Source organism: Herbaspirillum sp. Her4 (assembly GCF_057961335.1).
This window is the reverse complement of record NZ_CM176330.1, coordinates 5,542,617-5,558,728: the sequence shown is the minus strand read 5'-3', so window position 1 is coordinate 5,558,728 and position 16,112 is coordinate 5,542,617. Positions and strand designations below refer to the sequence as shown.

The 16,112-nt window shown below is 65.8% G+C and carries 10 protein-coding genes; all 10 read left to right on the top strand.

Annotated features, from left to right (window positions below; translation table 11 throughout):
- The first annotated feature begins 125 nt into the window (after positions 1 to 125).
- The 10 genes from ACWFUC_RS25110 to ACWFUC_RS25065 all read left to right on the top strand — a co-directional run bounded on the left by ACWFUC_RS25110 (position 126) and on the right by ACWFUC_RS25065 (position 16,112).
- Positions 126 to 1,004: a branched-chain amino acid ABC transporter permease gene (locus ACWFUC_RS25110; RefSeq protein ID WP_034332430.1), complete on the top strand. Its 879-nt coding sequence runs from the start codon at positions 126 to 128 to the stop codon at positions 1,002 to 1,004.
- Entirely contained in the window at positions 1,001 to 3,580 is a 2,580-nt protein-coding gene (locus ACWFUC_RS25105) for a branched-chain amino acid ABC transporter ATP-binding protein/permease (RefSeq protein ID WP_489637394.1), read from the top strand. The genes ACWFUC_RS25110 and ACWFUC_RS25105 overlap by 4 nt, the downstream gene beginning before the upstream one ends.
- A 25-nt stretch (positions 3,581 to 3,605) precedes the next feature.
- On the top strand, positions 3,606 to 4,019 hold the full coding sequence (hpxZ, locus tag ACWFUC_RS25100) for an oxalurate catabolism protein HpxZ (RefSeq protein ID WP_121043726.1): 414 nt from the start codon (positions 3,606 to 3,608) through the stop codon (positions 4,017 to 4,019).
- A 71-nt stretch (positions 4,020 to 4,090) separates the two neighbouring features.
- A complete protein-coding gene (locus ACWFUC_RS25095) occupies positions 4,091 to 5,674 on the top strand; it encodes a gamma-glutamyltransferase family protein (protein WP_489623718.1) in 1,584 nt (527 codons plus the stop codon).
- Between the two features lie 340 nt (positions 5,675 to 6,014).
- Positions 6,015 to 8,165 (top strand): diguanylate cyclase domain-containing protein, encoded by a 2,151-nt coding sequence (locus ACWFUC_RS25090; protein WP_489623717.1) that lies wholly within the window; start codon positions 6,015 to 6,017, stop codon positions 8,163 to 8,165.
- Positions 8,166 to 8,493: 328 nt separating this feature from the next.
- A complete protein-coding gene (kdpF, locus tag ACWFUC_RS25085) occupies positions 8,494 to 8,583 on the top strand; it encodes a K(+)-transporting ATPase subunit F (RefSeq protein ID WP_017452361.1) in 90 nt (29 codons plus the stop codon).
- A gap of 1 nt (position 8,584) precedes the next feature.
- On the top strand, positions 8,585 to 10,366 hold the full coding sequence (kdpA, locus tag ACWFUC_RS25080; RefSeq protein ID WP_039787004.1) for a potassium-transporting ATPase subunit KdpA: 1,782 nt from the start codon (positions 8,585 to 8,587) through the stop codon (positions 10,364 to 10,366).
- A 61-nt stretch (positions 10,367 to 10,427) separates the two neighbouring features.
- Positions 10,428 to 12,623, top strand: a complete 2,196-nt coding sequence (gene kdpB, locus ACWFUC_RS25075; RefSeq protein ID WP_121043716.1) for a potassium-transporting ATPase subunit KdpB — start codon at positions 10,428 to 10,430, stop codon at positions 12,621 to 12,623.
- A 29-nt stretch (positions 12,624 to 12,652) separates the two neighbouring features.
- Positions 12,653 to 13,264 (top strand): potassium-transporting ATPase subunit KdpC, encoded by a 612-nt coding sequence (kdpC, locus tag ACWFUC_RS25070; RefSeq protein WP_121043713.1) that lies wholly within the window; start codon positions 12,653 to 12,655, stop codon positions 13,262 to 13,264.
- A 91-nt stretch (positions 13,265 to 13,355) separates the two neighbouring features.
- The gene (locus ACWFUC_RS25065) at positions 13,356 to 16,112 is read left to right on the top strand and encodes a DUF4118 domain-containing protein (RefSeq protein ID WP_489623716.1); all 2,757 of its coding nucleotides are present in this window, start codon (positions 13,356 to 13,358) and stop codon (positions 16,110 to 16,112) included.

The window sequence follows — 16,112 nt, the reverse complement described above, 5'->3', positions numbered from 1 at the left end:
GCGCCTTCGATACGCGGTGCTACCGCTACTCAGTCCGAACGGGCGGAGTTGGATTCAGGTATTTCCTACACGAGAAGTTTGCGCGCACGGCCGAGCCCGGTTGGGGCGCGCATCAGGAGAACGCGATGCTGCTGTTGTCGGCACTGATCAGCGGATTCGGACTGGGCAGCATGTACGGTCTGATGGCGCTGGGTTTTTACATGACGTATGCCGTCTCCGGCACCGTCAATTTTGCGCAGGGCAGCTCCATGATGCTGGGGGCCGTGCTGTGCTTCACCTTCGCCCAGACGCTGGGCTGGCCGATGTGGCTGGCCATCGTGCTGGCGCTGGCTGCCTGCGCGCTCTACGGCATGCTGGTCGAGGTACTGGCCGTGCGTCCCTTTGCGCGCCAGGGTTCCAATGCCTGGCTGATGTCCACCGTGGCCCTGGGCATCGTGCTGGACAACCTGGTCATGCATACCTTCGGCAAGGAACCGCGCAGCCTGCCTTCGCCGCTGGCGCTGTCCTCCATCGAACTGGGCGGCATGGGGCTGGGCGTGTATCCGCTGCACCTTCTCATTCCCGCCATCGGCCTGGCGCTGGCCGCACTGCTGCACACCATCTCGCGCCGCACGCGCTGGGGCACGGCCCTGCTGGCCGTGGTGCAGAACCGTGATGCGGCGCGCCTGATGGGCATCCCGATCACGCGCGCCATCGCGGTCGCCTTCGCGCTCTCGACACTGCTGGCCGGCGTGGCGGGCGTGCTGATTGCGCCGCTGTTCAACGTCAATGCCGACATGGGCACGCTGTTCGGCCTCAAGGCCTTTGCCGTGGCCATCCTCGGCGGCATCACCAGCGCCTGGGGCGTGATGATCGCGGGCCTGCTGTTTGGCATGGCCGAGGCGCTCATCACGGCCACCCTCGGTTCCGGCTATACCCAGATCATCACCTTCGCGCTGGTGATCGCGGTGCTGGCCATTCGTCCCAATGGCCTGTTCGGCCGCGCACAGGTGAAAAAGGTATGAATCGTTTACCCCATTCCATCGCCCGCAGCCTGCAGGCGGCGGCCCATCCGGCAGCGGCTCCTGCGCCAGGCAGGGTCAAGCTCGGGCTGGGCACGCCCGCTGCCCTGGCGTTTTCTGCCGTCGGCCTGATCGCGGCCATCACGCTGGCCTTGTCGATCAACAGCTACTACGTCTTCGTGCTGGCCGGCATCGCCCTGGTGGCCATCGTCGGCATAGGACTCAATGTGCTCATCGGGCTGACCGGCCAGGTTTCCTTCGGCCATGTCGGCTTCTACGCCGTCGGTGCCTATACGGTCGCCATCCTCACCACCAAGGCCGGACTCTCCTTCTGGCTGGCCTGGCCGCTGGCCGCCGTGGTGGCGGGGGCGCTGGGCGTGCTGCTGGCCTTGCCGGCGCTGCGCGTGAAGGGGCCGTACCTGGCGATGATCACGATTGCCTTCAGCTTCATCATCCAGCACGCCATCATCGAACTGCGCGACCTGACCGGCGGACAGAACGGCATCATGGGCCTGGCGGCCCCTGCCTTCCTGGGGTTGCAGGCAGAGCGAGCAATTGCGGTGCTGGGCTTGATCACCGCTGCTGCAGTGCTGGCTGCCTACTGCTGGCTCTCGCGCGGCAGCTGGGGCGCGGCCATGCGCGCGGTGCGCGACAGCGAGACGGCTGCCGAATCCATCGGCCTGAATCCGCTGGTCATCAAGACCGTGGCCTTTGCACTCTCGGCGGCACTGGCCGGTCTGGCCGGCGGTCTCTTCGCGCCGCTCTCCACCTTCGTCACACCGGACACCTTCAGCTTCATGCAGTCCATCCTGTTCGTGCTGGTGGTGGTGCTGGGCGGCTCGGGCTCCATCCTCGGTCCGGTGATCGGTGCCGTCATCGTGGGGGCCTTGCCGGAATTGCTCTCCAGCCTGGAAGACTATCGCCTGCTGTTCTTCGGTGCCTTGCTGCTGCTGGTACTGTGGGTGGCGCCCGATGGCGTGACCGGCCTGCTGGGCAAGCTGGCGGCACGCCTGCGCAAGCCGGTGGAGGCCGTTCCCGCTGCCGCCTTGCAGGAGGATGCGGAAGAGGTCGCGCTGCCGGTACGCGCGCGCCGCACCCTCGCTGCCGACGGCCTGACCATGGTATTCGGCGGTGTGCGGGCCGTCAGCGATCTCGGCTTCGAGGTCCCCGGCGGTGCCGTCACCAGCCTCATCGGTCCGAATGGTGCAGGCAAGACCACGGCGCTGAACATGCTCTCCGGTTTCTATCGTCCCAGCGCCGGACAGTTCACGCTGGGCCAGACGCCGCTGGCAGGGCTGCCCGCCTTCCGCATTGCGCGCCACGGCGTGGCCCGCACTTACCAGACCTCGCAACTGTTCGGCAGCCTCACGGTGGCCGACAACGTGGCCCTGGCCTGTGGCCGCGGGCGTCTGGGCGGACTGCTGTCGGCGCGGGGTTTCGTCTCCGGCGAAGTGCGTGCGCGTTGCCGCCAGCTGCTCGATTTTTGCGGCTATCGCGGTGCGCTCGATATCCCCAGCGCCGATCTGGCCCACGTTGACCGCCGCCTGGTGGAAATCGCGCGCGCGCTCGCGGCCGATCCCGATGTGCTGCTGCTGGACGAACCCGCTGCCGGTCTCTCGCGCGAAGACAAGACCCTGCTGGCGCAATTGCTGACCCGCATCGCCGAGGCCGGCATCAGTGTGGTGGTGGTCGAGCATGACATGGAACTGGTGATGCAGATCTCGCGCCGCATCGTCGTGCTCGATGCCGGCCAGCGCCTGGCCATCGGCACGCCGCAGGAAGTGCAGAACGATCCGGCGGTGCGCAAGGCCTATCTCGGCGAGGGCACGCAACAGGCCGTGGCGGCCGTGCGCAACGCCGTCACTGGCGCGGACGAATTGCTGGGCGTGGGCGAGCTGGTCACCGGCTATGGGGCCGAGCCGGTCCTGCACGGCATCAACCTGCAGGTGCGCCAGGGCGAGATGATTGCGCTGCTGGGCGCCAACGGTGCCGGCAAGTCCACCCTGATGCGCTCGCTGGCCGGGCTGCATCGGCCGGTGCAGGGCGGCATTCACGCCGGTGGCGTGAACCTCATGCACCTGCGCGCCGAACAGATCGTGCGCCACGGCGTAGTGCTGGTGCCGGAGGGACGGCAGGTGTTTCCCGAACTCTCGGTACTGGACAATATCCGCCTCGGTGCCTTCCTCTATCCGCAGGATGTGGAGGCGCGCGTGGAAGACATGCTGGGCCGTTTCCCGCGCTTGCGCGAGCGCCTGCATCACCGTGCCGGGTTGCTCTCCGGTGGCGAGCAGCAGATGCTGGCCATTGCGCGCGGGCTGATGTCGCGTCCGCGCGTGCTGTTGCTGGATGAACCTTCGCTGGGCCTCGCCCCCAAGGTGATCGCCGAATTGTTTGCCGCCCTCGATCAACTGCGCCGCGAGAACATGACCATCGTGCTGGTGGACCAGATGGCGGCACTGGCGCTGTCACTGGCCGACCGCGCCTACGTCATCGAAGGCGGACGCGTGGTGGCGCAAGGTACGGCCGCCGAGATCGCCGCCAATGATGCGCTGGCCAAGGCCTATCTCGGCGCGCACTGACACTGAGTCACAGCAAGGATTGCACATGGAATCGACCCGTCCTTACGCCATCAACCTGCCCGACGTGGTGGCCGAAGTACGCCAGGCGTTTGCACGCTACGAAGTCGCGCTCACCACCAACCAGGTCGAAGTTCTCGATGAACTGTTTCTCGACGGCCCGCACACCGTGCGCTACGGTGCCACCGAGAATCTGGTCGGCACCGAGGCCATCCGCGCCTTCCGTCAGGGACGTTCACCGAAGAACCTGATGCGCAGCCTGCGCGCCACCGTCATCACCACATATGGCCGGGACTATGCGGTGGCCGATACCGAATTCACGCGCGAGGGTGAACCGCGCATCGGCCGCCAGAGCCACACCTGGCTGCGTTGCCCGCAAGGCTGGCGCATCGTGGCCGCGCACGTATCGTGGATGGATGCGCCCAAAGCGCCGGCCGCCTGAAAGCCCGGCCATCCGCAGGTATCATCCTCGCAGCAGTTTTTTCATCTCGACAAGAACATCAGGAGTCAGCCATGTTGTACAGCAAGACCTGTCTGGGCGGAATGGTCACCGCTCCCCATCACCTGGCCGCGCAGGCGGGTGCGCAGATCCTGCGCGAGGGTGGCAATGCGGTCGAAGCGATGGTCGCGGCCGCGGCCGCCATCGCCGTGGTCTATCCGCACATGAACGGCATCGGCGGCGATGGCTTCTGGGTCATCAGCGAACCGGGGCAGGAACCGGTGGCCATTCGTGCCTGCGGTCCCTCGGCGGCGCTGGCGACCAAGGAGTTCTATGCACAGCACGGCCACAGCGCCGTGCCCACGCGCGGGCCGCATGCGGCGCTGACGGTGGCCGGTGCGGTCGGTGGCTGGGCCGCGGCACTGGAGCATGCGCGCCGCTACGGCCGCGCGCTGCCGCTGCCGGTGCTGCTGGCCGATGCCATCCGCCATGCGAAGAACGGTGTGCCCATCACCCGCTCGCAACATGAACTGACCCGCGACAAGTGGGACGAGCTCAAAGACCAGCCCGGCTTTGCCGCCACCTATGCCGCCGACGGCATCCCGGCCCAAGGCAAGGTGCTGAAACAGTCAGCCCTGGCGGACAGCCTGTCGCGCCTGGCCGAGGCCGGTCTGGATGATTTCTATCGCGGCGATCTCGCGCAACGCCTTGCTGCAGGCCTGGAAGCGGCGGGCAGCCCGGTGCGCCGCAGCGACCTGGAAGCCTTCCGCGCGCAAGTGGTCAAGCCGCTGATGGTGCAGTTAACGTCAGGCCGCGTCTACAACCTGCCACCACCGACACAGGGCGTCTCGGCCCTGATGATCATCGGCCTGTTCGATCGTCTCGGCATCACGCAGGCCGAAGGCTTCGACCACATCCACGGTCTGGTGGAAGCCACCAAGCGCGCCTTCATTCTGCGCAACCAGCACGTCACCGATCCGGCCCACATGAGCGTGGATGCCGCGCACTGGCTGCTGGCCGAGGCGCTGGACCGGGAAGCCAAAGAGATCGACATGCAGCGCGCCGCCCCCTGGCCGCATCCGGCCAAGCCGGGCGACACCATCTGGATGGGCGCCGCCGACGCGCAAGGCCGCGTGGTGAGCTACATCCAGAGCATCTTCTGGGAATTCGGCAGCGGCGTGGTGGTGCCCGACACCGGCATCGTGTGGCAGAACCGGGGGGCCAGCTTCACCCTGGATGACGGGGCCAACCAGCTGCAACCGGGCAAGCTGCCCTTCCATACACTGAACCCCTCGCTGGCACGCCTCAACGATGGCCGCACCCTGGCCTACGGCACCATGGGCGGTGAAGGGCAGCCGCAGACCCAGGCAGCGGTCTTCACGCGTCACGTGCTGTTCGGCCAGAACCTGCAGGCGGCCGTGAGCGCACCGCGCTGGCTGCTGGGCCGCACCTGGGGCGATGTCTCCACCAACCTGAAGGTGGAAGGGCGGGTGCCGGCCGCCACCATCGACGCCCTGCGCCAGGCCGGCCATGAAGTGCAGGTGGTGGAGGACTACACCGACATGATGGGTCACGCCGGTGCCGTGTGCGTGCATCCGGACGGGCTGATCGAAGGGGCGACCGATCCGCGTGCCGATGGCGTTTGTGCCGGGGTCTGACGGGCTGCTCGTCCTTTCTGCATTGCCATCCTCTGCGCTGCCGGCACTGCGGGTGTGCGCGCCGCCACTGGCGGAGGGCGAAGATCCTCACCAAGCCTCGCCCTCCGTTGTCTTTTTGCATTTCCCGTTTGACAGGAAATGAGGCTTATTGCGCTCTTTTATCGCTTTTGTCTCCACTTTGAATCGAGAGGATTGATGAGTTTTTTGCCGTAGAAAAAAATTCTCGAAGTTTTTCTGGAAATGCGATGAAAAACCATAGCTGTTCTGGCAAGATGCCGTAAACCTATGCGGTTCACAGGGGAGCCGTCATGCATCAAGCCGCGTCGCAATTTTGTCTGAATTGAACAAGAATAAAGCCCCATCCCCGCCCAATCTGTCGTCGCTGATTACGCTGGGGGTGGTCATTACCGTGCTCATCACGACCGTGTCGGTACTGATCCTGGTGGATCAGTTCACGCGCGGCTATGCGCGTTCCGAAAGTGAAACGCGCATGAAGCAGCTGGCCTGGCAGATGCAGGATGCGCTGGAGCGCGGCATGAAGGAGCGCGAAATCGACCTGCGCCTGCTGGTACAGCGGCCGTCGGTCCGTTCCGGCCGCGATCTGCCGCGCATCCGCCGGGTCTTCAACGAACTGCAGGCCAACGTGCCGCATTACGCCTGGATCGGCCTGGCCAATCCCGAGGGCATCGTGCAGGTGGCCACCAACGGCTTGCTGGAAGGGGCCAGCGTGGCGCAGCGCCCCTGGTTCCAGGAAGGCAGCAAGGGCGAGTACAGCGCCGACTTCCATCCGGCCGTGCTGCTGGCGCAGAAGCTGCCGCCGCAATCCAATCCCTGGCGTTTCGTCGACCTCTCGGCCCCGGTGCATGATCTGAACGGCCATTACCTCGGCGTGGTCGGCCTGCATCTGTCGTGGTCCTGGGCGCGCGACATCGCCGCCAAGCTGCTCGACCCGGCCGGCAACCGCTATGACGTCGACGTCATCATCGTGCGCGACGATGGCACCGTCATCCTCGGCCCCAAGGGCATGGAAGAGACCAAGCTCGATACCGCCAGCGTGCGCGCTGCGCAAGGCAGCGACAATGGCGGCTCGCTGATCGAGACCTGGCCCGATGGCCGCCGTTACGTCAGCGGCTATGCCCGCACGGGCGACAAGGGCGGCATGAAGCTGCACTGGAGCGTGATCGTGCGCCAGCCCGAGACCGTGGCGCTGCAGGCCTTCCGTGATCTGGAAAAGCGGGTGATCGTGGTCGGTGCGCTCTCCGGGGCGATCCTGGTACTGCTGGCCTTCTTCCTCGCGCGTCGTCTGGTGGCCCCCATCAACGCGCTGTCGGCCGCGCTGGAGCAGCGTGCCGCGGGCCGTGGCGACGTGCCCATTCCGCAGGTGAACAGCTACCGCGAGATCCAGCTGCTGTCCTCGACCCTGGTCAACATGGTCGAGCGCGAAGAGACCTACCTGCGCGAAGTGCGCTCCCTCAACGAAAGCCTGGAGCAGCGCGTGGCCGAGCGCACCAGCCGCCTGCACGAGACCGCCAGTGCCTTGCAGGAAGCGCTGGACCAGCAGCAGGCCAACCAGATCCAGCTGGAAGAGAGCGCCGCCGAACTGCGCGCCATCCTGGAAAACGCCCAGGATGCCTTCATCGCCGCTGACGAACAGGGCCGCGTGGTCGAATGGAACCGCCAGGCCGAACTGCTGCTGGGCTGGCCGCGCGACCAGGCCATGGGACGCGACATGGCCGAACTGATCATTCCGCCGGACATGCGTGCGGCCCACAATCGCGGCATGGCGCAATTCCTCAAGGATGGCACCAGCGTCGTCATCAACAACCGCATCGAGCTGCAAGCCCAGCATCACGATGGCCACGAGCTGCCCATCGAGATCACGGTCGGCCACGTCAAGCGCCAGAGCGGCCACCTGTTCATCGCCTTCCTGCACGACATCACCGAGCGCCTGGCCTTCCGCGACCAGATGCGCGAGCTGGCCCTGACCGACGTGCTGACCAGCCTGCCCAACCGCCGCGCCTTCAGCGACCGCCTGCCCGAGGGCATGATGCGGGCGCGCCGGGCCGACCAGTTGCTGGCGCTGTTCTTCATGGACATCGATGGTTTCAAGGGCGTCAATGACCGCTACGGCCACGAGGCCGGCGACGAACTGCTGGTGGAGTTCGCACGCCGCCTGCAACGCTCGGTGCGCGATGTCGATACCGTGGCCCGCCTGGCCGGTGACGAATTCGTGGTGATCCTGGAAAACCTGCAGACCCAGGAAGACGCGCTGATGGTGGCGCAGAAGATCCTCAATACCATCCGCGAACCCTTCCAGCTGACGCACTCCACCGTCAACATCTCCAGCAGTATCGGCGTGGCGGTCTACCAGCCCAACCTGGACGGCGAAGTCGGCCCCGAGGAACTGCTGTCCATGGCCGACAAGGCCATGTACGCCGCCAAGCGCCTGGGCAAGAACCGCGTCGAGCTGGGACGCGCGGGAGACGTCTGATCCGCCGGGCGCGATCGCGCCCGGTTTCCGCTTTCCTTCCTTTCCCTTCTTTCTCTCTCCGGACTCGTCATTGCTGACGAGCCGCTCCGTCTCATTTACGGTTTGTTTACGCTCCTGCGCCAAACATTTACCGGGATTTGATGCTGCTTTCCCTATCGTTCGACTGTCTCGTTTTCCGTCCCTGGAAGCGAACAACAACGTCAACAATGGAGTGGGAAATGTTGCAAACGGATTTTCTCTACATAGGCATGCTGCTCGTCTGCGGCCTCTCGATGTGGGCCTTCATCGCCCTTTGCAGCCGTCTGGAACGGCAGGAAGGGGAGAAGAAATGAACCTCATGTATCTGCTGGGGCTGGTGGTCTCCATCGCCCTCCTGCTGTACCTGGTCTACGCCCTGATCAAGCCGGAGGATTTCTGACATGGACAGCAACAATTATTTCCAGCTCGGCCTCTACCTGGCCGTCCTGCTGGTCCTCTCCCTGCCGCTGGGCTGGTACATGGCCCGCGTGATGGAAGGCAAGTCCCGCGTGAACCGTCTCTTCGGCGGCATCGAGCGCGTCTTCTATCGCCTCTGCGGCATCAGCCGCGAGCACGAGATGGACTGGAAGCAGTACGCCATCGCGGCCGTGCTGTTCAATTTCCTGGGCCTGATCGTGGTCTACCTGCTGCAGCGCGTGCAGCAATGGCTGCCGCTGAACCCGGCCGCGCTGGCCAACGTCAGCCCGGACTCCTCCTTCAACACGGCGCTCAGTTTCGTCACCAACACCAACTGGCAGGGCTACGTGGGTGAAGCCACCATGAGCTACCTGACCCAGATGGCCGCACTGGCCGTGCAGAACTTCCTGTCTGCCGCCACCGGGATCGCCATCGCCTTCGCCCTGATCCGTGGCTTCGCCCGTCACAGCAGCAAGGGCATCGGCAACTTCTGGGTCGACATGACCCGCAGCACGCTGTACGTGCTGCTGCCGCTGTCGGTGGTGTTCGCGCTGGTACTGGTGCAGCAGGGCAGCATCCAGAACTTCCGTGCGTATCAGGACGTGAAGACGCTGGAAGTGACCAACTACACCGTGCCCAAGCTGGATGCCGCAGGCCAGCCCCTGAAAGATGCCAAGGGCGAACCGGTGACCGAAGCGCAGAGCACCGACAAGCAGACCCTGCCCATGGGCCCGGTGGCATCGCAGGAAGCCATCAAGATGATCGGTACCAACGGTGGTGGCTTCTTCAACGCCAACTCGGCGCACCCGTATGAGAACCCGACGCCGCTGACCAACTTCCTGCAGATGCTGGCCATCCTCATCATCCCGGCAGCACTGTGCACCAGCTTCGGTGTGCTGGTCGGCGACCGTCGCCAGGGCTGGGCCATCCTCGCCTCGATGACGATCCTGTTCGTGGTGTTGACGCTGGTGCTGATGTACGCCGAGTCGCAACCCAATCCCATGCTCGCTTCGCTGCACGCTTCCGGCCCCGGCATGATGGAAGGCAAGGAGACCCGCTTCGGCATCCCGGCCTCGGCGCTGTTCGCCTCCATCACCACGGCCGCGTCCTGCGGTGCGGTCAATGCCATGCATGACTCGCTCTCGCCGCTGGGCGGACTGGTGCCGATGCTGCAGATGCAGCTGGGTGAAGTGGTGTTCGGCGGGGTCGGTTCGGGCCTGTACGGCATGCTGATCTTTGCGGTGCTGGCGGTGTTCATCGCGGGCCTGATGATCGGCCGTACGCCTGAATACCTGGGCAAGAAGATCGGCGTGTTCGACATGAAGATGATGTCCATCGCCATCCTCATGACCCCGGCGCTGGTGCTGATCTTCACGGCCCTGTCGGTGATGGTGGAGGCAGGCCTGGCCGGTATCGCCAACCCCGGTGCGCACGGATTCTCGGAAATCCTTTACGCATTCAGCTCGGCCGCCAACAACAACGGCAGCGCCTTCGCCGGGCTCTCGGCCAACACGCCGTACTACAACATCACCACCGGCATCTGCACCTGGCTGGGCCGCTTCGGCATCATCGTGCCGGTGCTGGCCATGGCCGGTTCGCTGGCCGGCAAGAAGCGCCTGGCCGCCACCTCCGGCACCCTGCCCACGCATGGCCCGCTGTTCGTGGCGCTGCTGATCGGCGCGGTGATCCTGGTCGGTGCCCTGACCTATGTGCCGGCGCTGGCGCTGGGACCGGTGGTCGAGCACCTGCAGATGATGGCGATGTAAATGATTGGATGGATTCCGCCGGGCACTGCGCCCGGTGGAGCAACCCGCAACGGATACCCTTATGACTACCCCTTCCAGCAATACTCCGGCCAGCAGCACACAAGCCGTGCCGGCCGATGCCATTCCTTCCGCCGCGCAGACTGCGCGCTGGATGTTCGATCCCAAGATCGTCAAGCCGGCCCTGGCCGATTCCTTCCGCAAGCTGTCGCCGCGCGTGCAATGGCGCAATCCGGTGATGTTCGTGGTCTACCTCGGCAGCATCCTGACCACGCTGCTGTTCATCCAGGCCATCACCGGCAAGGGTGAAGCCCCGGCGGGCTTCATCTTCGCCGTCGCTGCCTGGCTGTGGTTCACGGTGCTCTTCGCCAACTTCGCCGAAGCCCTGGCCGAAGGCCGCAGCAAGGCGCAAGCCGCCGCCCTGCGTGGCGTCAAGAAGAGCGTGATGGCCAAGAAGCTGCGCAGCAGCGACCAGACACGCGGTGGCGTGGCCGCAGCCGCCGCCCAGTGCGAAGTGGTCGAAGGCGGCAGCCTGCGCAAAGGTGACCTGGTGCTCATCGAAGCAGGCGATACGGTACCCGCCGATGGCGACGTCATCGAAGGCGTGGCCACTGTCGACGAGAGCGCCATCACCGGTGAATCGGCCCCGGTGATCCGCGAATCCGGCGGCGACTTCTCGGCCGTCACCGGCGGCACGCGCGTGCTGTCGGACTGGATCGTGGTACGCGTCTCGGTCAATCCGGGTGAAGCTTTCCTGGATCGCATGATCGCCATGGTCGAAGGCGCACGTCGCCAGAAGACCCCCAACGAACTGGCGCTGACCCTGCTGCTGGTGGCACTGACGCTGGTGTTCCTGCTGGTGACGGTGACCCTGCTGCCGTTCTCGATCTTCTCGGTCACTGCCGCCGGTGCTGGCTCGCCGGTCACGGTGACGGCGCTGATCGCCCTGCTGGTGTGCCTGATCCCGACCACCATCGGCGGCCTGCTCTCGGCCATCGGCGTGGCCGGCATGAGCCGCATGATGCAGGCCAACGTGATCGCCACCTCCGGCCGCGCGGTGGAAGCCGCCGGTGACGTCGACGTGCTGCTGCTGGACAAGACCGGCACCATCACGCTCGGCAACCGCCAGGCCGCCGCCTTCATGCCGGCACCGGGCGTGGCCGAGCGAGAACTGGCCGATGTCGCCCAACTGGCCTCGCTGGCCGATGAAACGCCGGAAGGCCGCAGCATCGTGGTGCTGGCCAAGAACCGATTCAACCTGCGCGAACGCGAGATGGCCAACCTGGGCGCGGAATTCATTCCGTTCTCGGCCCAGACCCGTGTCTCCGGCATCGACATCGGCAACCGCCGCATCCGCAAGGGCGCTGCCGACGCCATCCGCAAGCTGGTGCGCTCGGCCGACCAGCGCCTGCCGGCCCAGGTGGAAAGCGATGTGGAAGCCATCGCCCGCCGTGGCGGCACACCGCTGGTGGTGATCGAATGGAACAACGAGGCGGCCGTCATCAACCAGGGCGCACCTATCCGCATCCTCGGTACGGTGGAGCTGAAGGACATCGTCAAGGGCGGCATCAAGGAGCGCTTCGGCGAACTGCGCCGCATGGGCATCAAGACCATCATGATCACCGGCGACAACCGCCTGACCGCCGCGGCCATCGCCGCTGAAGCGGGGGTCGATGACTTCCTGGCCGAAGCCACGCCGGAACAGAAGCTGGCCCTGATCCGCCAGCATCAGGCCGAAGGCAAGCTGGTGGCCATGACCGGCGACGGCACCAACGACGCCCCGGCGCTGGCTCAGGCCGACGTGGCCGTGGCCATGAACAGCGGCACCCAGGCGGCCAAGGAAGCCGGCAACATGGTCGACCTCGATTCCAATCCGACCAAGCTGATCGAGATCGTCGAGATCGGCAAGCAGATGCTGATGACCCGCGGCAGTCTCACCACCTTCAGCATCGCCAATGACGTGGCCAAGTACTTCGCCATCATTCCGGCCATGTTCGTGGCCAACTATCCGCAGCTGGGCGCGCTCAACGTGATGCGCCTGACCAGTCCCGATTCGGCCATCATGTCGGCGGTGATCTTCAATGCGCTGGTGATCGTGGGACTGATCCCGCTGGCCCTGCGTGGCGTGCGCTATCGCGCGCTGGGTGCGGCCGTGCTCCTGCGCCGCAACCTGCTGATCTATGGCGTGGGTGGCTTGCTGGTGCCGTTCGTGGGCATCAAGCTGATCGACCTGCTGCTGACCGCCTTCGGTCTGGTCTGAACCCGATTACGACTCTCAAGGAAAGTCACATGAAAACCTCGACTCCCCATCCGCTGCGTCCGGCCATCACGCTTTTCATCCTGTTGGGCGTGTTGCTGGGCGGCCTGTATCCGTTGCTGGTGACCGGTCTGGCGCAAGCCTTCTTCCCGCAGCAGGCCAATGGCAGCCTGATCGAACGCCAGGGCCAAGTGGTCGGCTCGGAACTGATCGGCCAGAACTTCACCAGTCCGGCTTATTTCTGGGGCCGCCCCTCGGCCGCTGGTACCTTCCCCAACAATGGCATGGCCTCCGGCGGCAGCAACCTGGGTCCGACCAACCCGGCCCTGAAGCAGGCCGCTGAAGACCGCGCCAAGGCCTTGCAGGAAGCCGATCCGGACAACAAGGGTGCGATTCCCATTGACTTGCTGACGGCCTCGGCCAGCGGCCTGGATCCGCACATCAGCCCGGCCGCGGCCGAGTACCAGGCCGGTCGCGTCGCCCGTGCGCGTGGCATCACGGTGGAGCAGGTGCGTGCGCTGGTGCGCGTCAACAGCGAGGCCCCGCAGTGGGGTCTGTTCGGTGAACCGCGCGTCAATGTGCTCAAGCTGAACCTGGCGCTGGATGCGGCCGCACCCATGCCCAAGACGGAAGCGGCCAAGTAAGCCCTTCGCTGTCTGCAGGATGGCCGGTGGCACGCAACCCGCGTGCCACCGGCTTTTTGCCACTACAATGCAGCAACCCTGAACGCCCGATATGAACACCCGCCCCGATCCCGACGACCTGCTGGAACGCGTGATGCGCGACGAAGAGCGCCAGGCGCGCGGCCGCCTGAAGATCTTCTTCGGCTTCTCGGCCGGTGTCGGCAAGACCTTCGCCATGCTGGAAGCCGCCCAGGCGCTGGTCGCGCAAGGCACGGACGTGATCGCCGGCGTGGTCGAGACCCATGGCCGCGCCGAGACCGAGGCCCAGCTTGCCGGCCTCGCGCGCCTGCCCATGCGCATGGTGCCCTACCGTGATCGCCAGCTGCCCGAGTTCGACCTGGATGCCGCACTGGAGCGCAAGCCCGGCGTGATCCTGGTCGACGAACTGGCGCACTCCAACGTGCCCGGCTCGCGCCATGCCAAGCGCTGGCAGGACATCGACGAACTGCTGCGTGCCGGCATCGATGTCTACACCACCCTCAACGTGCAGCACATCGAAAGTCTCAACGACGTGGTCGGCCAGATCACCGGTATCCGCGTCTTCGAGACGGTGCCCGATCATGTCTTCGATGACGCCGACGATGTCATGCTGGTGGATATTCCGCCCGATGAATTGCTGGCCCGCCTGCAGCAGGGCAAGGTCTACCTGCCGCAGCAGGCCGAGAAGGCCGGGCGCAACTTCTTCCGCAAGGGCAACCTGATCGCGCTGCGCGAGATTGCCTTGCGCCGGACGGCCGACCGCGTCGATGCCGACATGCGCCAGTACCGCGCCGACCGCTCCATCGCCCAGCTGTGGCAGGCGCGCGAGCGCATCGTGGTGGCGGTCGGCAGCGGTGCCGGCGAGGAACGCCTGATCCGCGAAGCGGCCCGCCTGGCCGCCAAGCTGCAGGCCGAATGGCTGGCGGTTCACGTCGACCTGTCGGGCCAGCGTCAGGCGATGGAGGCGCGCGAACGCGTGGTCTCCTATCTGAAACTGGCGCAATCCCTGGGCGCGGAAACGGCCAGCATCAGCGGTGAGGAATTGTCCGCCGCGTTGCTGCAATTCGCCCGCAGCCGCAATGCCGGCAAGCTGGTGATCGGCCAGGAGGAGGGCGGCCTGCGCCACTTGCTGCGCTGGCCGCGCGGCACTCTGGCCCAGCGCATCGCGCGTAGCGGTGGCGAGATCGACCTCTACACCATCGCCCGCAGCCGCACCCGCGTGCAGCAGGAACAGGCCCGCACCGACAGTGCGGCCAGCGCCGCCGAAGCCCTGCTCACGCGCCGCCGCCGTACGCGTGGCACGCTGTGGGCCGTGGCCAGTTGCATGGCCACCACGACGCTGGCCTTCGTGCTCGATGGCAAGCTGCATCCGGCCAACGTCATCATGCTGTACCTCGTCGGTGTGATGCTGGTGGCGATGCGCTATGGCCGCGCGGCTTCGGCGCTGGTGTCGGTGCTGTCCGTGTTGTCCTTTGATTTCTTCTTCGTCGATCCGCGTTTTTCCATCACGGTGTCGGACGCGCAGTACCTGCTGACGCTGGCCGTGATGCTGGCGGTGTCGCTGTTCATCAGCTCGCTCACGGCGCGCCTGCGCCGCCAGGCCAGCGTGGCCATGCAGCGCGAAGGACGCGCCGCCAATCTCTACATGCTGGGCAAGGAATTGTCGGCGCTGCTGACGCTGGACCAGATCCTGGAAATCGGCCGCCGCCATCTGGCCGCCGTGTTCGGGGCGCGCATCGCCTTCTTCCTGCCCGACAGCGCCGACCAGTTGCGCCTGGCCGAGCCCGAGCAGGACAGCGGCGGTCCGCACGTCCTCAAAAGCGTGGACGCGGGCGTGGCGCAATGGGTCTACGACAACGGCCAGGCCGCCGGCAAGGGCACGGCCACCTTGCCCTCGGCAGCGGCGCTGTACCTGCCGCTGACGGCCACCATGCGCACGCGTGGCGTGCTGGCCTTTGCCATCGAAGGCGCCAGTGAAGAGGAGCGCCAGCTGGCTGCCGCGCAACTGGCCCTGCCCGAGAACCGCCAGATGCTGGAAATTTTCTGCTCGCAGATCGCCATGGCCATCGAGCGCCTGCACTATGCCGAGGTGGCCCAGGATGCGCTGGTGACCATGGAATCGGAACGCCTGCGCAATTCGCTGCTCTCGGCCATCTCGCATGATCTGCGCACGCCGCTGACCTCGCTGGTGGGCAGTGCCGACGTGCTGGCCGCCAACGAGCGCCTGGATGAGGATGCCCGCGCCATGGCGCGCACCATCAGCGAACAGTCGCAGAAGATGGTCGGGCTGATGAACAACCTGCTGGACATGGCGCGCCTGCAGGCAGGCGTGGTGACCTTGAATCGCCAATGGAATGCATTGGAAGAGTTGACCGGCTCGGCCCTGCGCCTGCTCTCCAAAGCACTGGAAGGACGCCAGGTGGAAACGCGCATCGCACCCGACCTGCCGCTGTTGCGCGTCGATGCGGTATTGCTGGAACGCGTGCTGGCCAACCTGGTGGAAAACGCCATCAAGTATTCGCCCGCCGGCAGCCCCATTGCCATCAGTGCGCATGTGGAAGAAAGCGATGGCCAGCCCCAGGTCAAGGTGTGCGTGAGCGACCATGGGCGCGGCTTCCCGCCGGCCATGACGCAGCACGCCTTTGAAAAATTCACGCGCGGCGACAATGAATCGTCCACCCCCGGCGTCGGCCTGGGCCTGGCGATCTGCCGCGCCATCATCGAGGCGCACCAGGGCCGCATCTGGATCGCGCCGCAGGAAGCCGGGCAGGGCGCGACCGTCTGCTTCATGCTGCCGGTGGAAACGCAACCCGCCCTGCCGGAGGAATAA

Coding starts and splice junctions, on each gene's coding strand:
- ACWFUC_RS25105 (WP_489637394.1), top strand. CDS start 1,001: ATGAATCGTTTACCCCATTCCATCGCCCGCAGCCTGCAGGCGGCGGCC.
- ACWFUC_RS25110 (WP_034332430.1), top strand. CDS start 126: ATGCTGCTGTTGTCGGCACTGATCAGCGGATTCGGACTGGGCAGCATG.
- ACWFUC_RS25095 (WP_489623718.1), top strand. CDS start 4,091: ATGTTGTACAGCAAGACCTGTCTGGGCGGAATGGTCACCGCTCCCCAT.
- ACWFUC_RS25065 (WP_489623716.1), top strand. CDS start 13,356: ATGAACACCCGCCCCGATCCCGACGACCTGCTGGAACGCGTGATGCGC.
- hpxZ (WP_121043726.1), top strand. CDS start 3,606: ATGGAATCGACCCGTCCTTACGCCATCAACCTGCCCGACGTGGTGGCC.
- kdpB (WP_121043716.1), top strand. CDS start 10,428: ATGACTACCCCTTCCAGCAATACTCCGGCCAGCAGCACACAAGCCGTG.
- kdpF (WP_017452361.1), top strand. CDS start 8,494: ATGAACCTCATGTATCTGCTGGGGCTGGTGGTCTCCATCGCCCTCCTG.
- kdpC (WP_121043713.1), top strand. CDS start 12,653: ATGAAAACCTCGACTCCCCATCCGCTGCGTCCGGCCATCACGCTTTTC.
- kdpA (WP_039787004.1), top strand. CDS start 8,585: ATGGACAGCAACAATTATTTCCAGCTCGGCCTCTACCTGGCCGTCCTG.